Raw genomic sequence first — 13,595 nt, forward strand, 5'->3', positions numbered from 1 at the left:
TGCTAATGATTCTCATTCGGCTGTCAACCGCGATGCCACGCTCAGCCGACGACCGCCTCCAGCCGCCGCCACACCGGTTCGTCGAACCGCCCCGCCAGCTCCAGCGCACCGAGGTTCTCGACCAGCTGGTCCGGCCTCGATGCGCCGAGGATGACGCTCGACACGTGCGGATTGCCCAGGCACCAGGCGATCGCCAGCGGCGCCGGCGCCACCCCGAGTTCGGCCGCGACCGCGCTGAAGCGGCGCGCCCGCGCCAGCCGTGCCTGCCCGTCCGGACTGTCGAGCCGGCCCGGCGCGTCCGGCCGGGCCATCCGGCTGCCTTCGGGGATGCCGGCGTCGTACTTGCCGCTGAGCAGGCCGAAGGCGAGCGGCGACCACACCGTGGTCCCCAGGCCGCACTCGGCGTACAGCGAGGCGTATTCGAGCTCGACCCGCTCGCGATGGAGCAGGTTGTACTGAGGCTGCTCCATCGTGGGCGGCGCGAGGTGGTGCGCGCGGGCAACGTCGAAGGCTTCCCGGATGAGCGTTGCCGGCCACTCCGACGTGCCCCAGTACAGCACCTTGCCCTGCCGCACCAGGTCGTCCATCGCGCGCACGGTTTCGGCGACCGGGGTGTCGGGATCTGGGCGATGGCAGAAGAACAGGTCGAGGTAGTCCACGCGCAGGCGACGCAGCGCGTCGTGGCAGGCGTCGCGCACGTGCTTGCGCGACAGACCGGCCTGGGTCGGGCGCGGCTGCGCGGCCGAACCGAAACAGACCTTGCTCGACACGCAGAACCCGTCGCGCGGCAGGCGCAGGTCGGCGACCACGTCGCCCAGCACCCGCTCGGCCTCGCCGTGGGCGTAGTTCTCGGCGCTGTCGAAGAAGTTGACGCCGTGGTCCCAGGCCAGCGCCACCAGTTCGCGCATCTCGCCGCGGCCCAGGCGCGCGCCCGCGGTAAGCCAGGTGCCGAGCGACAGGGCCGAGAGCTTCAGGCCCGAACCGCCGAGCCGGCGATACTGCATGGCTGTCCTCCGGATGGGATGCGCCACAGTCTAGCCGTGCCGGCACCCTCCGGGGCCACGCGCAGGCGCGGCGCGGTATGCTCGCGCGGCGTTCACGGCTGCCAAGGTCCATGCACGATTCCTCGCTCAGGCGCTTCCTCGCCAGCCTCTTCGGCCGCCCCGACGAGGTGATGCTCGAACTGGGCGCCGTCGGCGAACGGATGGTGGCGAAGGTACGCGCGCTGCTGTCGCTGCTGGCGCTGGCGCTGCCGCTGGCCCCGGTGCTGACCCACGGCGACACCGGCCGCATCCTGGTGGGCCTGGGCGTGGCGGTGTTCGTGAACCTGATGGCGCAGATCTGGCTGGCGCTCGCGCGCGACCACCGCCGGCTGCGCTGGCTGCCCTACGCCACGGGTACCTACGACATCAGCATCATCACGGCGGTACTGGCGCTGCAGGCCACGGGCGATGCGACGGCCGCCCTCAACGGCGTGGGCGTGTGGAGCTTCTACCTGTTCGCGATCGCGCTCACCGCCCTGCGCCACGACGGCCGCCTCACCCTCTGGGTCGGCGGGCTGGCGGTGCTGCAGTACGGCCTGCTGGTGGCGATGGTGCTGGGGATGGCGAACGAGCCGCTGCTGTCGATCGAGCACGGCGCGGTCACGGTGCGCGGCCAGGGCACGCGGCTGGTGCTGCTCGGGCTGATGACCCTGCTCGCCGCCACCCTGGTGTACCGGATGCAGCGGCTGATCGAGATGTCCGGGCGCGACAGCCTGACCGGGGTGCCCAACCGCGCCTGGCTGATGCAGCGGCTGCCGCGCATGTTCGAGGCCGCGCGGCGCGAGGGCCGATCGGTGTCGATCGGGCTGGTGGACCTGGACCACTTCAACCGCGTGTACCAGGAGCTGGGCCAGGCCACAGGCGACCGCGCCATCCGCCACCTGGTGGGGCACCTGCGGGAAATGCTGGACGAGGACGAGCACCTGGCGCGGATCGGCGGCCAGGAGTTCGTGCTGGTGCTGCTGTGCCCGATCGGCAGCGCCTGGGAGCGGATCGACCGCTACCGCCGCAGCCTGGCCGAACGCCCGTTCCAGACCGACCGCGGCAACGAACCGGTGGCGCTGAGCTTCAGCGCCGGCCTCGCCGCCTTCCCCCAGGACGGCGCCACCGCCTCGGCCCTGCTCGGGGCCGCCGACCGGCGGCTGCAGGAAGCCAAGCGCTGCGGGCGCAACCGGGTGGTCGCCCGCGACGGCTGAGCAGGTCGGTCGGGAATTTTCAAGGTTGCCGCGCGCGGCGCGCTGCTCTAGGCTGCCGCGTCAGTCAGCGCCGGAACAGGGTCGATGGAAGCAGTAGCACGGGTCGGTTTCGGCGTCGTCGGCCTGGCGGTGCTGATCGGGCTCACGTGGTTGTTCTCCAGCAACCGGTGGAAGGTGGACTGGCGACTGGTGGCGATCGGCCTGGTCCTGCAGGTGCTGGTGGCGGCCTTCGTGCTGCTCACGCCGTGGGGCGCCGGCGTCTTCGACGCCCTGTCCGGCGGCTTCGTGAAGCTGCTCGGCTTCACTTCCGAGGGCGCCCGGTTCATCTTCGGCGACTTCGGCGACCCGTCCAAGTTCGGCTTCGTGTTCGCCTTCCAGGTGCTGCCGACGATCATCTTCTTCGCCAGCTTCATGAGCGTGCTCTACCACCTGGGCGTGATGCAGAAGGTGGTCCAGGGCATGGCCTGGGTGATCACGCGGGTGATGCGCGTGTCCGGCGCCGAGACCCTGTCGGTCTGCGCCAACGCCTTCATCGGCCAGACCGAGGCGCCGCTGGTGGTGCGCCCCTACATCGCCGGGATGACGATGTCGGAGCTGCTGACCCTGATGGTGGGCGGCATGGCCACGATCGCCAGCGGCGTGCTCGGCGCGTACGTCCTGCTGCTCGGCGGCGACGACCCCGCGCTCCAGGCCGCCTACGCCAAGCACCTGATCACCGCCAGCATCATGGCGGCGCCGGCGACGCTGGTGATCGCCAAGATCCTGGTGCCCGAGACCGGCACCCCGCAGACGCTCGGCACGGTGCGCGTGCACGTGGAGAAGACCACCGCCAACGTCATCGACGCGGCCGCCGCGGGCGCGGCCGACGGCCTCAAGCTGGCCCTGAACGTCGGCGCGATGCTGCTGGCGTTCATCGCCCTGATCGCGCTGATCAACGCGCCGCTGTCCTGGCTGGGCGAGATCACCGGGCTGGAGCAGGCCTTGGGCAAGCCCACCACCCTGTCCACCCTGCTCGGCTACCTGCTGGCGCCGCTGGCCTGGGTGATCGGCGTGCCGTGGCAGGACGCCGGCACCGTGGGCGGCCTGATCGGCACCAAGGTGGTGCTCAACGAGTTCGTGGCCTACGTGCAGATGGGCGACATCCTGCAGGGCCGGGTGGAGGGCGTGTCGCTGACGTCTCAGGGCGCGCTGATCGCGACCTACGCGCTGTGCGGGTTCGCCAACTTCAGCTCGATCGCGATCCAGATCGGCGGCGTCGGCGGCCTGGCCCCCGAACGGCGCCAGGACCTGGCGCGGCTGGGCCTGCGCGCGGTGCTGGGCGGCTCGATCGCGACCATGATGACCGCGACCATCGCCGGCGTGCTCACGGGCCTGGGAGGCTGAGGCAGGGGCGATGTCCGCCGCAACCCACCCGCGCGTCGTCGTCGTCGGCTCGTTCAACGTCGACCATGCGTGGCAGTGCGACAGCCTGCCGCGCCCGGGCGAGACCCGCGCCGGCAGCTACCGCACCGGACCGGGCGGCAAGGGCTTCAACCAGGCCACCGCGAGCGCGCGCTGCGGCGTCGACACCGTGTTCGTGTGCGCGCTCGGCGACGACGACGGCGGCCGCCTCGCGCGCACCCTGGCGGCGGCCGACGGCATCGACCTGCGCGCAGAGGACAGCCCGGAACCGACCGGCACCGCGGGCATCCACGTCGATGCCCACGGCAACAACAGCATCGTGATCGGCCCCGGGGCGAACGGGGTCCTCTCGGCCGAGTTCGTGGCCCGCCAGGCCGAGGCGATCTCCGGCGCCAGGATCGTGCTGGCCCAGCTCGAATCGCCGGTGGAGAGCGTGCTCGAGGCGATGCGCATCGCGCGTGCGGCCGGCGTGCGCACGATCCTCAACCCCGCCCCGGCCAACGCGCAGGCACCGCGCGAACTGCTCGCGGTGGCCGACGTGCTGACGCCCAACGAGACCGAGTTCGCCGCCCTGCTCGCGCACCACAACAGCGGGCGCATCGACCCGGCCGACGTCGCCGGCGCCGACGACGGACACCTGCACGACCTCTGCCGCACCCTGCTCCCGCGCGGCACGGTCGTGGTCACCCTGGGCGCGGCCGGGGCGTTCGTCTCGCATCGCGAGGACAAATGCCGCGGCGACGAACTGCCGTTCTACCGGGTGCCGGCCTACGAGGCGGCGGTGGTCGACACCACCGGTGCGGGCGACGCGTTCAACGGCGCGCTGGCCGCCTCGCAGGCGCGTGGTGGCGAGGGCGGCTTCATCGCCCACGTGCGCTTCGCCGCGCACTATGCCGCGCGCTCCACCGAACAGCCGGGCGCCGCCGTCGCGATGCCACGGCTGCCACGCCAGCCCGAAGGTTGACCGCCGCGCGGCACGACCAAGGCTGGCTCATTCCCGCCCACCGGGCACCACGAGCGAGGTCGACATGGCCGGCAAGTTCGAAATCGGCAAGCGCAAGAACGGCGAATTCCAGTTCAACCTGAAGGCCGGCAACGGCCAGGTGATCCTTTCCAGCGAGGGCTACAAGGAGAAGGCCTCGGCGCTCAACGGCATCGAGTCGGTGCGCAGGCACGCCGCGGACGAGGCCAACTTCGAGCGTCTCACCGCGAAGGACGGCAGCCCCTACTTCAACCTGAAGGCCTCCAACGGCCAGGTCATCGGCCACAGCGAGATGTATTCCAGCGCCGCGGCGCGCGACAACGGCATCGAGTCGGTCAAGTCCAACGCGCCCGGCGCCGCGGTGGCCGACCTGACCGCCTGACCCGGCACGGACGGGGCGGCCGCGCCGCCCGCTCGCGCGGCCGCGGCGCGGCTGCGACAATGGCGGGATGCGCATCGGCCCCCATGCCATCGAACCGAAGGTGGTCCTCGCCCCGATGGCGGGGGTCACCGACAAGCCGTTCCGGCTGCTGTGCAAGCGGCTGGGCGCGGGGCTGGCGGTGTCGGAAATGACCACCAGCGACCCGCGCTTCTGGAACACGCGCAAGTCCGTGCACCGCATGGACCACGCCGGCGAACCCGACCCGGTGAGCGTGCAGATCGCCGGCACCGAGCCGGCCGCCATGGCCGAGGCCGCGCGCCACAACGCCGCGCACGGCGCGCGCATCATCGACATCAACATGGGCTGCCCGGCGAAGAAGGTGTGCAACGCCTGGGCCGGGTCGGCGCTGATGCGCGACGAGCTGCTGGTGGCGCGGATCCTGGAGGCCGTGGTCGGCGCCGTGGACGTACCGGTGACGCTCAAGATCCGCACCGGCTGGGACGCCGGCCACCGCAACGCCCCGGCGATCGCGCGCATCGCCCAGGAAAGCGGCATCGCCGCGCTCGCCATCCACGGCCGCACGCGCGACCAGCACTACACCGGCCAGGCCGAATACGACACGATCGCGGCGATCAAGGCCCGGGTGGCGATCCCGGTGATCGCCAACGGCGACATCGATTCGCCGGAGAAGGCGCGCGCGGTGCTCGACCACACCGGCGCCGACGCGGTGATGGTCGGACGCGCGGCGCAAGGGCGGCCGTGGATCTTCGGCGCGATCGCCCACTACCTCGCCACCGGCGAGCGCCTGCCCGAGCCGACGCCGGCGCAGGTGCGCGACATCCTGCTTGGCCACCTCGAGGCGCTGCACGCCTTCTACGGCGAGCAGGCCGGCGTGCGCATCGCGCGCAAGCACCTGGGCTGGTACGCGAAGGACCGGCCGGAGAACCGCGCCTTCCTCGCCCTGGTCAACCGCGCCCAGACCGCGCAGGAGCAGCTGCGCTCGACCCGCGACTACTTCGATGCGCTGGCGGCAGGGGTGAAGCCGGAGCTGCCGGCAGCGGCCTGATCGCACGCCGCCGCGGCACGCCGGGGTCGCGCTGAGGGCGCGGGCTTGCCAGCGCGCCGCTGCCTGCCCATCATCGGCCGCTGGCATCGGATCGCGGCCGGGGTCGCGATCGCATCGGGGACATTGCATGGAACAGCAGCCGCCGGGGACGGACGCGTCGCGCCGGCCGATCAAGGCACGCGGCAACGCCGTCATCCAGCGCATCGCCGCCGCGCTCGCGCGCACGCCGCTCACGCCCAACGCGATCTCGGTGCTGAGCATGGTCTTCGCCGCCGCCGGGGCGGCCGCCCTGCTGTGGCTGCCGGACTGGGGCGCCTGGCTGTGCGCGCTGGGCATCCAGCTGCGGCTGCTGTGCAACCTGTTCGACGGCATGGTGGCGGTGGAAGGCGGCAAGTCCACGCCCGCCGGCGCGCTCTACAACGAAGTGCCCGACCGCGTGGCCGACAGCGTGCTGCTGGTGGCGCTGGGCCATGCCGCCGGCTTGCCGTGGGCCGGATGGCTGGCGGCGCTGTTCGCCGCCGCGACGGCCTATGTCCGCACGCTCGGCGGAGCGCTCGGCCAGGCCCAGGACTTCCGCGGGCCCATGGCCAAGCAGCACCGGATGGCGGTGATGACCGCGGCTTGCGTGCTGGCGCCGGCCGAGGCGCTCGCGACCGGCACCGGCTACGCGCTGCCGGTCGCGGTGCTGACGATCGCCGCGGGCGCCCTGCTCACCTGCTACACCCGGCTGCGCGCGATCGCGGCGCGGCTGGAGCACGCGCCATGATCGCGCGCCTGGCCGGCGCGGCGCTGGTCGGCTTCACCCGCACCCTGGTCGGCGCGCGCGCGCACTGGCGTGCAGCACCGCCGCCGGGCCAGTGCATCTACTTCGCCAACCACTCCAGCCACCTGGACACGGTGGCGATCTGGTCGGCGCTGGCCCCGCACCTGCGCGCCCACGTGCGGCCGGTGGCGGCGCGCGACTACTGGGACCGCCCCGGCCTGCGCGGCTGGCTGGCGCGGCGGGTGCTGCACGCGGTCCTGATCGACCGCCAGCGCGGCGACCCCGACGCTGATCCGCTGGCACCGGTGCGCGCGGCCCTCGACCAGGGCGATTCGCTGATCCTGTTCCCCGAAGGCACGCGCAACAGCGAACGGCTGCCGCAGCAGTTCCGCCCCGGCCTGTTCCGGCTGGCCACGGACTACCCGCACGTGGAGCTCGTGCCCGTGTACCTCGACACCCTGCACCGTGCGCTGCCCAAGGGCGCCCTGCTGCCGTTGCCATTGCCGCTGTATTGCAACGTCCATTTCGGCGCGCCGCTGCCGCGCCTGCCGGGCGAAGGGCGCGATGCCTTCCTCGAACGCGCGCGCGCCGCGGTGGAGGCGATGGCATGAGCGCACAGGCCAGGATGCTCTGGGTATTCGGCGGCATCGTCGCCCTGCTGGTGGTGGCCTCCGTGGTCGGCTGGCTGCTGCACCGGCGCGGCGGGGACGGCGGCGGCCCGACGGTGCGCAACCTCAACGCGCGGATCCGCGCGTGGTGGGGCATGGTCGCGGTGCTGGCGGCGTGCTTCGCGATCGGGCCGGTCGCCACCCTGGTGGTGTTCGGGGTGATCTCGTTCTTCGCCCTGCGCGAGTTCATCACCCTCACCCCGACCCGCGCCGGCGACCACCTGCCGCTGGTGGTGGCGTTCTACCTGCTGATCCCGCTGCAGTACTGGCTGATCCACGCCCAGTGGTACGGGCTGTTCGCGATCTTCATCCCGGTCTACGCCTTTCTCGCGCTGCCGGTGCTGGCGGTGTTCGGCGGCGACACCACCGACTTCCTCGAGCGCAGCACCAAGGTGCAATGGGGCGTGATGGTGGCGATCTACTGCATCAGCCACGCGCCGGCGCTGATGATCCTGCGGCCCGGGGTGGAAGGCCAGCTGCTGCTGCTCTACCTGATGCTGGTGGTGCAGATCAGCGACGTGATGCAGTACGTATTCGGCAAGCTGCTGGGCCGGCGCAAGCTCGCGCCGGTGGTGAGCCCGTCCAAGACCGTCGAGGGCCTGGTCGGCGGCGGGTCGGCGGCGGTGGGCATCGGCACCGCGCTGTGGTGGATGACGCCGTTCGCGCCGCTGCAGGCGGCCGCCATGTCGACGGTGATCATCATCGCCGGCGCCTGCGGCGGGCTGGCGCTGTCGGCGGTCAAGCGCAGCCTCGGCGCCAAGGACTGGGGCCACATGATCGAAGGCCACGGCGGGATGATGGACCGGATGGATTCGGTGGTGTTCGCCGCGCCGGTGTTCTTCCACTTCACCCGCTACTGGTTCCCCGGCTGAGCCGGTGCCGGCGCGCCAGGCGCCCCGGCGACCGCGGCGTCGGGCTCGTTCCAGATGCGGTGCCACATCTGCGCCAGGCGCCGCCGCGCCTCCCACGGCCACGACAGCTGCTCGGGCGCGATCGCGCGCCAGCGCCGGCCGTCGCGCTCGGCCACGGCGAAGTTGAAGCTGTAGTCGGGTTCCGCGCCCATGCGCAGGTCGCTCACCACCAACCGGCCGTCGCGCACCGTGGCCTTCATGAAGCCGCGGTTGAACCAGGCCAGCCGCGCCACCGCCGGCGCGTGCGCCACCTGCGCAAGCGCGTCGACCTCGGAGCGATGGTGGCGGAACGCGATCGGACGGCGGTCGGCGACGAGCGAGTGCTCGCCCTCGACGAAGCCGTCGGGCGTCATCGCCACCACCCGCCAGAGCAGGGTGTTGAACGGCATCGGCACCGAGAAGCGCGGTGCATCCGCCAGGCCCAGCGCGGCCAGCGAGCGCTCCGCCTCGCGTTCCACCATCGCCTTGGCCACCAGCGACCAGCCCAGGTAGGCCGTGCTCAGCGCGAGGCCCAGCGCCAGCGCGCGCCCCGCCACCGGCCGCGCCCCTGCCCACGCCGCCACCGCGACGCCCAGCAGCAGCCAGACGGTGTAGCCCGGGTCGATGATGAACACGCTCGACCACATCGCCGGCGGGACCGGGATCGGCCACAGCAGCTGGGTGCCGTACACGGTGAACGCATCGAGCAGCGGGTGGGTGACCAGCGCCAGCTGGATCGCCCACAGCCATGGCCCGGGCGCCTGCGCCACGCGTCCGCCCCGGCGCCGGAAGAAGGCCCAGATCGCCCAGGCCACCAGCGGCAGCACGAGCAGCGAATGGCTGGCGCTGCGGTGCAGGGTCATCAGCGCGACGGGGTCGTCGGTGACCATCGCCACCGGCAACGAATCGAGGTCCGGCAGGGTGCCGAGGACGGCCCCGGCCAGCATCGCCGCGCGCCGGTGCCCGGCCGGGACCACGGCGCCGGCGACGGCGGCACCGAGCAGGATCTGGGAGAGCGAATCCATGCCGGCATTCTAGGCAGGCGGTGCGACGGCGCCGCCGGTGCGGGAGCGTGCCGCAGCGCGCGGGCCGCCTGCCGCGGCCTGTCCACTGGAGTAGCCTCTGGCCTGCCGGCCGCCGTGGCGGGCGGACCACCGGGAGCGGGTGCACGCCGGGGCCGGCGCGTGTATCATCCGCACCCATCTTTTCATCCGCATTGAAGGATATAACCGATGTCCAGCTACCTGTTCACGTCCGAATCGGTCTCGGAAGGCCATCCGGACAAGATCGCCGACCAGATTTCCGACGCGGTGCTGGACGCCATCCTGGCCCAGGACAAGCGCGCGCGCGTGGCCTGCGAAACCCTGGTCAAGACCGGCGCGGCGATCGTCGCGGGCGAAGTCACCACCAGCGCGTGGGTGGACATCGAGGCGCTGGCGCGCCGGGTGATCAACGGCATCGGCTACGACAACTCCAACGTCGGCTTCGACGGCCACACCTGCGCGATCATCAACATGCTCGGCAAGCAGTCGCCGGACATCAACCAGGGCGTGGACCGGAAGAGGCCCGAGGAACAGGGCGCCGGCGACCAGGGCCTGATGTTCGGCTACGCCTGCACCGAAGCGCCCGAGTACATGCCCGCCCCGCTCTACTACAGCCACCGCCTGGTCGAGCAGCAGGCGAAGGTGCGCAAGAACGGCAAGCTCAAGTGGCTGCGCCCGGACGCCAAGAGCCAGGTGACCCTGCGCTACAGCGGCGACGGCAACGAGATCATCGGCCTCGACGCGGTGGTGCTGTCGACCCAGCACGACCCGGACATCAAGCAGAAGGACCTGGTCGAGGCGGTGCGCGAGCACATCCTCAAGCCGGTGCTGCCCAGGAAGTGGCTGGAGTCGCTGCCGAAGAGCAAGGTGCACATCAACCCGACCGGCAAGTTCGTGATCGGCGGCCCGGTGGGCGACTGCGGCCTGACCGGCCGCAAGATCATCGTCGACACCTACGGCGGCATGGCCCGCCACGGCGGCGGCGCGTTCTCCGGCAAGGATCCGTCCAAGGTCGACCGCTCGGCCGCCTACGCCGCGCGCTACGTGGCCAAGAACATCGTCGCCGCCGGCCTGGCCGCGCGCTGCGAGGTGCAGGTGAGCTACGCCATCGGCGTGGCCGAGCCGACCTCGATCTCGGTCACCACCTTCGGCACCGGCAAGGTCCCGGACGCGGTGATCGAGAAGCTGATCCGCAGGCACTTCGACCTGCGCCCCTACGGCATCACCCGGATGCTCGACCTCGAACACCCGATCTACCAGGCGACCGCGGCCTACGGCCACTTCGGCCGCAAGCCGAAGGAGATCACCTACACCGACGGCGCCGGCAAGAAGCACAAGGCCACGGCCTTCTCGTGGGAAAAGACCGACCGCGCCGAGGAGCTGCGCAAGGCCGCCAAGCTGTAACCCGCCGGCGGCGTCGCCGCCGGCAACGCCCGCCGCCTGCCGCTGGCGACGGGACGGGACGCAACCCACGGGCCGCGCAACGCGGCCCGTGTCGTTTCCGGGTGCCGGGCGTCGACGCCGGCCCGGCAGGCAGGAGCCCGTCGTGGCCAGCCCGGTCGCGACCCCTCGACCGCAGTCGACGGCCTCCGTTTTCCGCACTGCAACATCTAGGCAATCCCCGCCCTGCGTGGTATGACGGAACGACGCGGAGCACCAGGGGCCAGCCAGGCGATGCCGGACGGTTACGACGAGATGTATGCCGCCGACGGCAGCGTCCGCCCCCACTACGCGGCCTTCCAGCGCTGGCTGGAGGAAACCCCCGACCTGCAGGTGGCGCACAAGCGCCGCCAGGCCGAGATCTCGTTCCACCGCGTCGGCATCACCTTCTCGGTCTACGGCGAGGAAGCCGGCACCGAGCGCCTGATCCCCTTCGACCTGGCGCCACGCATCGTCCCCGCCGCGGAATGGCGGATGCTCGAGGCCGGGCTCCGCCAGCGCGTGCATGCGCTCAACCTGTTCCTCGGCGACGTGTACGGCGAGCAGCGCATCCTCAAGGACGGCCGGATCCCGCTCGACCTGGTCACGGAGAACGGCGAGTACCGGCACGAGATGCGCGGGTTCCAGGTGCCGGGCGGCGTGTACTCGCACATCTCCGGCATCGACCTGGTGCGCGCCGGCGACGGCGAGTACTACGTCCTCGAGGACAACCTGCGGGTGCCGTCGGGCGTGTCGTACATGCTCGAGAACCGGCGGATGATGACCCGCCTGCTCCCGGAACTGTTCGCGCGGCTGCAGATCGCGCCGGTCGAGCGCTACCCCGACACCCTGCTCGACGTGCTGCGCCAGGCCGCGCCGGGCGGCATCGACCACCCGGTCGTGGCGGTGCTCACCCCCGGCGCGGCCAACTCCGCCTACTTCGAACACGCCTTCCTCGCCCAGCAGATGGGCGTGGAGCTGGTGGAGGGCGCCGACCTGTTCGTGCGCGACGACATGGTCTACATGCGCACCACCCGGGGGCCGCAGCGGGTGCACGTGCTGTACCGGCGCATCAACGACGACTTCCTCGACCCGACGGTCTTCCGCCCCGGCTCCCTGCTCGGCGTGCCGGGCCTGTTCCGCGCCTACCGCGCCGGCAACGTGACCCTGGCCAACGCGCCTGGCACCGGCGTGGGCGACGACAAGTCGGTCTATCCCTACGTGCCGGAGATGATCCGGTACTACCTGAGCGAAGAACCCATCCTGCACAACGTGCCGACCTGGCAGCTGCGCCATCCCGACGACCTGAAGTACACGCTCGAGCACCTGCACGAACTGGTGGTCAAGGAAGTGCACGGCGCGGGCGGCTACGGCATGCTGGTCGGCCCGGCGTCGACCAGGGCGGAGGTCGAGGCGTTCCGCGAACGGATCCTGGCCAACCCCGCCAACTACATCGCGCAGCCCACGCTCTCGCTCTCGACCTGCCCCACCTTCGTCGAAAGCGGCCTCGCCCCCCGCCACATCGACCTGCGCCCGTACATCCTCAGCGGCCACCGCATCCAGGTGGTGCCCGGCGGGCTGACCCGGGTGGCGCTGCGCGAGGGCTCGCTGGTGGTGAACTCCTCGCAGGGCGGCGGCACCAAGGACACCTGGGTGCTGGAATCCGACGGGGGGCGGCCCTGATGCTGTGCCGGACCGCCAGCGACCTGTACTGGGCCGCGCGCCACATCGAACGCGCCGAGAACACGGCGCGCCTGATCGACACCACCCTGCGGATCGCGATGCTTCCCGAGCGCTACGACCGCGGCAAGGCCGAAGCCGCGCCCTGGCGGCGCGCGGCCGATGCGCTGGGGCTGGCCGACGTGGTGCGCAACCGCTACGGCCGCATCGACTCCGACAGCGTGCTGCGCCACCTGCTGCTGTCGCCGGAGAATCCCTCGTCGGTCTACAGCAGCCTGCGCACGGCGCGCGAGTGCGCGCGCGCCCAGCGCGTCGCGATCACCTCGGAGATGTACGAGGACCTCAACACCTCGTGGCTGGAGATCCGGGCCCAGACCTGGGGCAGGCTGCATGCCGACGGGGTCAGCAACCTGCTGGAGTGGGTGAAGGGGCGTTCGGCGTCGTTCCGCGGGGTCACCATCGGCACCCTCGGCCGCGGCGAGGGCTACCAGTTCCTGCAGCTCGGCGCCTTCATCGAACGCGGCGACTGGGCGATCCGCCTGCTCGACCTCGCCGGCAGCGAAAGCAGGACCGACGGGCGCGAACAGGACGCGGTCGACTACTTCCGCTGGAGCGCGCTGCTGCAGTCGCTGTCGGCGTTCGAGACCTACCGCCGGCTCCACCGGCAACCGGTCGGCGCCGCGGGCGTGATCGACCTGATGCTGCTGCAGGACCGCAACCCGCGCTCGCTGCTGACCTGCACCGCCAAGGCGCACTCGGTGCTGCAGGCGCTGGCCGGCGGCGCGAACCTGGAAGTCGTGCGCCAGGCCGGCGCGCTGTCGGCCCAATGCCGCTACGCCCGCATCGACGAGATCCTCGGGCTCGGCCTGGAACCCTGGCTGCAGGACGCCATGGCCCGGCTGACCCGGCTCGGCGACGCCATCCACCGCCAGTTCATGGTGTCCACCGACGTCGCCGCGCCGGTCGCGCCCGGTCCCGCGCGCCACTGGGGCCAGGACCAGTAACGCATTCCACAAAGGTATGCCGGGCCTGCACAATGCATGGACCCGGGGCCGCAACCCG

At 71.8% G+C, this 13,595-nt stretch carries 13 protein-coding genes; 11 read left to right on the plus strand and 2 right to left on the minus strand.

Features of this window, described 5'->3' with window-relative positions; genetic code table 11:
• Positions 1-41: 41 nt before the first annotated feature.
• Positions 42-1,004 (minus strand): aldo/keto reductase, encoded by a 963-nt coding sequence (locus tag LUTJ29_RS0112590; protein WP_027072825.1) that lies wholly within the window; start codon positions 1,002-1,004, stop codon positions 42-44.
• A 110-nt stretch (positions 1,005-1,114) separates the two neighbouring features.
• Between LUTJ29_RS0112590 and LUTJ29_RS0112595 the strand changes: the two genes are divergently transcribed.
• The 8 genes from LUTJ29_RS0112595 to LUTJ29_RS0112630 all read left to right on the plus strand — a co-directional run bounded on the left by LUTJ29_RS0112595 (position 1,115) and on the right by LUTJ29_RS0112630 (position 8,373).
• The gene (locus LUTJ29_RS0112595) at positions 1,115-2,239 is read left to right on the plus strand and encodes a GGDEF domain-containing protein (RefSeq protein WP_027072826.1); all 1,125 of its coding nucleotides are present in this window, start codon (positions 1,115-1,117) and stop codon (positions 2,237-2,239) included.
• Positions 2,240-2,323: 84 nt separating this feature from the next.
• Positions 2,324-3,622 carry a nucleoside transporter C-terminal domain-containing protein gene (locus LUTJ29_RS0112600; protein WP_027072827.1) on the plus strand — a complete coding sequence of 433 codons (1,299 nt, stop codon included), beginning with the start codon at positions 2,324-2,326 and terminating at the stop codon, positions 3,620-3,622.
• Between the two features lie 10 nt (positions 3,623-3,632).
• On the plus strand, positions 3,633-4,604 hold the full coding sequence (locus LUTJ29_RS0112605; protein WP_027072828.1) for a ribokinase: 972 nt from the start codon (positions 3,633-3,635) through the stop codon (positions 4,602-4,604).
• 64 nt (positions 4,605-4,668) lie between these two features.
• On the plus strand, positions 4,669-5,004 hold the full coding sequence (locus LUTJ29_RS0112610; protein WP_027072829.1) for a YegP family protein: 336 nt from the start codon (positions 4,669-4,671) through the stop codon (positions 5,002-5,004).
• A gap of 67 nt (positions 5,005-5,071) precedes the next feature.
• Positions 5,072-6,070, plus strand: a complete 999-nt coding sequence (gene dusB / locus LUTJ29_RS0112615) for a tRNA dihydrouridine synthase DusB (protein WP_027072830.1) — start codon at positions 5,072-5,074, stop codon at positions 6,068-6,070.
• Positions 6,071-6,197: 127 nt separating this feature from the next.
• A complete protein-coding gene (locus LUTJ29_RS0112620) occupies positions 6,198-6,836 on the plus strand; it encodes a CDP-alcohol phosphatidyltransferase family protein (protein WP_027072831.1) in 639 nt (212 codons plus the stop codon).
• The gene (locus tag LUTJ29_RS0112625) at positions 6,833-7,444 is read left to right on the plus strand and encodes a lysophospholipid acyltransferase family protein (RefSeq protein WP_027072832.1); all 612 of its coding nucleotides are present in this window, start codon (positions 6,833-6,835) and stop codon (positions 7,442-7,444) included. Before LUTJ29_RS0112620 ends, LUTJ29_RS0112625 begins: the two co-directional genes overlap by 4 nt.
• Entirely contained in the window at positions 7,441-8,373 is a 933-nt protein-coding gene (locus tag LUTJ29_RS0112630) for a phosphatidate cytidylyltransferase (protein WP_027072833.1), read from the plus strand. The genes LUTJ29_RS0112625 and LUTJ29_RS0112630 overlap by 4 nt, the downstream gene beginning before the upstream one ends.
• Here LUTJ29_RS0112630 and LUTJ29_RS0112635 read toward each other — a convergent pair.
• Positions 8,355-9,416 (minus strand): metal-dependent hydrolase, encoded by a 1,062-nt coding sequence (locus tag LUTJ29_RS0112635; protein WP_027072834.1) that lies wholly within the window; start codon positions 9,414-9,416, stop codon positions 8,355-8,357. The two genes, LUTJ29_RS0112630 and LUTJ29_RS0112635, sit on opposite strands and share 19 nt — an antisense overlap.
• Before the next feature lie 207 nt (positions 9,417-9,623).
• On the opposite strand from LUTJ29_RS0112635, the gene metK reads away from it, so the two are divergent.
• From metK to LUTJ29_RS17395, 3 genes are all read left to right on the plus strand, one after another.
• The gene (metK, locus tag LUTJ29_RS0112640; protein WP_027072835.1) at positions 9,624-10,838 is read left to right on the plus strand and encodes a methionine adenosyltransferase; all 1,215 of its coding nucleotides are present in this window, start codon (positions 9,624-9,626) and stop codon (positions 10,836-10,838) included.
• Between the two features lie 270 nt (positions 10,839-11,108).
• Complete coding sequence (locus tag LUTJ29_RS0112645) at positions 11,109-12,536, plus strand: circularly permuted type 2 ATP-grasp protein (RefSeq protein ID WP_027072836.1); 1,428 nt, start codon at positions 11,109-11,111, stop codon at positions 12,534-12,536.
• Entirely contained in the window at positions 12,536-13,537 is a 1,002-nt protein-coding gene (locus LUTJ29_RS17395) for an alpha-E domain-containing protein (RefSeq protein WP_051322998.1), read from the plus strand. The genes LUTJ29_RS0112645 and LUTJ29_RS17395 overlap by 1 nt, the downstream gene beginning before the upstream one ends.
• Positions 13,538-13,595 lie beyond the last annotated feature (58 nt).

This window comes from Luteimonas sp. J29 (assembly GCF_000472505.1).
GTDB lineage: Bacteria > Pseudomonadota > Gammaproteobacteria > Xanthomonadales > Xanthomonadaceae > Luteimonas.

Excerpts from the sequence above, each read along its gene's own strand:
- LUTJ29_RS0112590 (WP_027072825.1), bottom strand. The coding sequence starts at position 1,004 with ATGCAGTATCGCCGGCTCGGCGGTTCGGGCCTGAAGCTCTCGGCCCTG.
- LUTJ29_RS0112595 (WP_027072826.1), top strand. The coding sequence starts at position 1,115 with ATGCACGATTCCTCGCTCAGGCGCTTCCTCGCCAGCCTCTTCGGCCGC.
- LUTJ29_RS0112600 (WP_027072827.1), top strand. The coding sequence starts at position 2,324 with ATGGAAGCAGTAGCACGGGTCGGTTTCGGCGTCGTCGGCCTGGCGGTG.
- LUTJ29_RS0112605 (WP_027072828.1), top strand. The coding sequence starts at position 3,633 with ATGTCCGCCGCAACCCACCCGCGCGTCGTCGTCGTCGGCTCGTTCAAC.
- LUTJ29_RS0112610 (WP_027072829.1), top strand. The coding sequence starts at position 4,669 with ATGGCCGGCAAGTTCGAAATCGGCAAGCGCAAGAACGGCGAATTCCAG.
- dusB (WP_027072830.1), top strand. The coding sequence starts at position 5,072 with ATGCGCATCGGCCCCCATGCCATCGAACCGAAGGTGGTCCTCGCCCCG.
- LUTJ29_RS0112620 (WP_027072831.1), top strand. The coding sequence starts at position 6,198 with ATGGAACAGCAGCCGCCGGGGACGGACGCGTCGCGCCGGCCGATCAAG.
- LUTJ29_RS0112625 (WP_027072832.1), top strand. The coding sequence starts at position 6,833 with ATGATCGCGCGCCTGGCCGGCGCGGCGCTGGTCGGCTTCACCCGCACC.
- LUTJ29_RS0112630 (WP_027072833.1), top strand. The coding sequence starts at position 7,441 with ATGAGCGCACAGGCCAGGATGCTCTGGGTATTCGGCGGCATCGTCGCC.
- LUTJ29_RS0112635 (WP_027072834.1), bottom strand. The coding sequence starts at position 9,416 with ATGGATTCGCTCTCCCAGATCCTGCTCGGTGCCGCCGTCGCCGGCGCC.
- metK (WP_027072835.1), top strand. The coding sequence starts at position 9,624 with ATGTCCAGCTACCTGTTCACGTCCGAATCGGTCTCGGAAGGCCATCCG.
- LUTJ29_RS0112645 (WP_027072836.1), top strand. The coding sequence starts at position 11,109 with ATGCCGGACGGTTACGACGAGATGTATGCCGCCGACGGCAGCGTCCGC.
- LUTJ29_RS17395 (WP_051322998.1), top strand. The coding sequence starts at position 12,536 with ATGCTGTGCCGGACCGCCAGCGACCTGTACTGGGCCGCGCGCCACATC.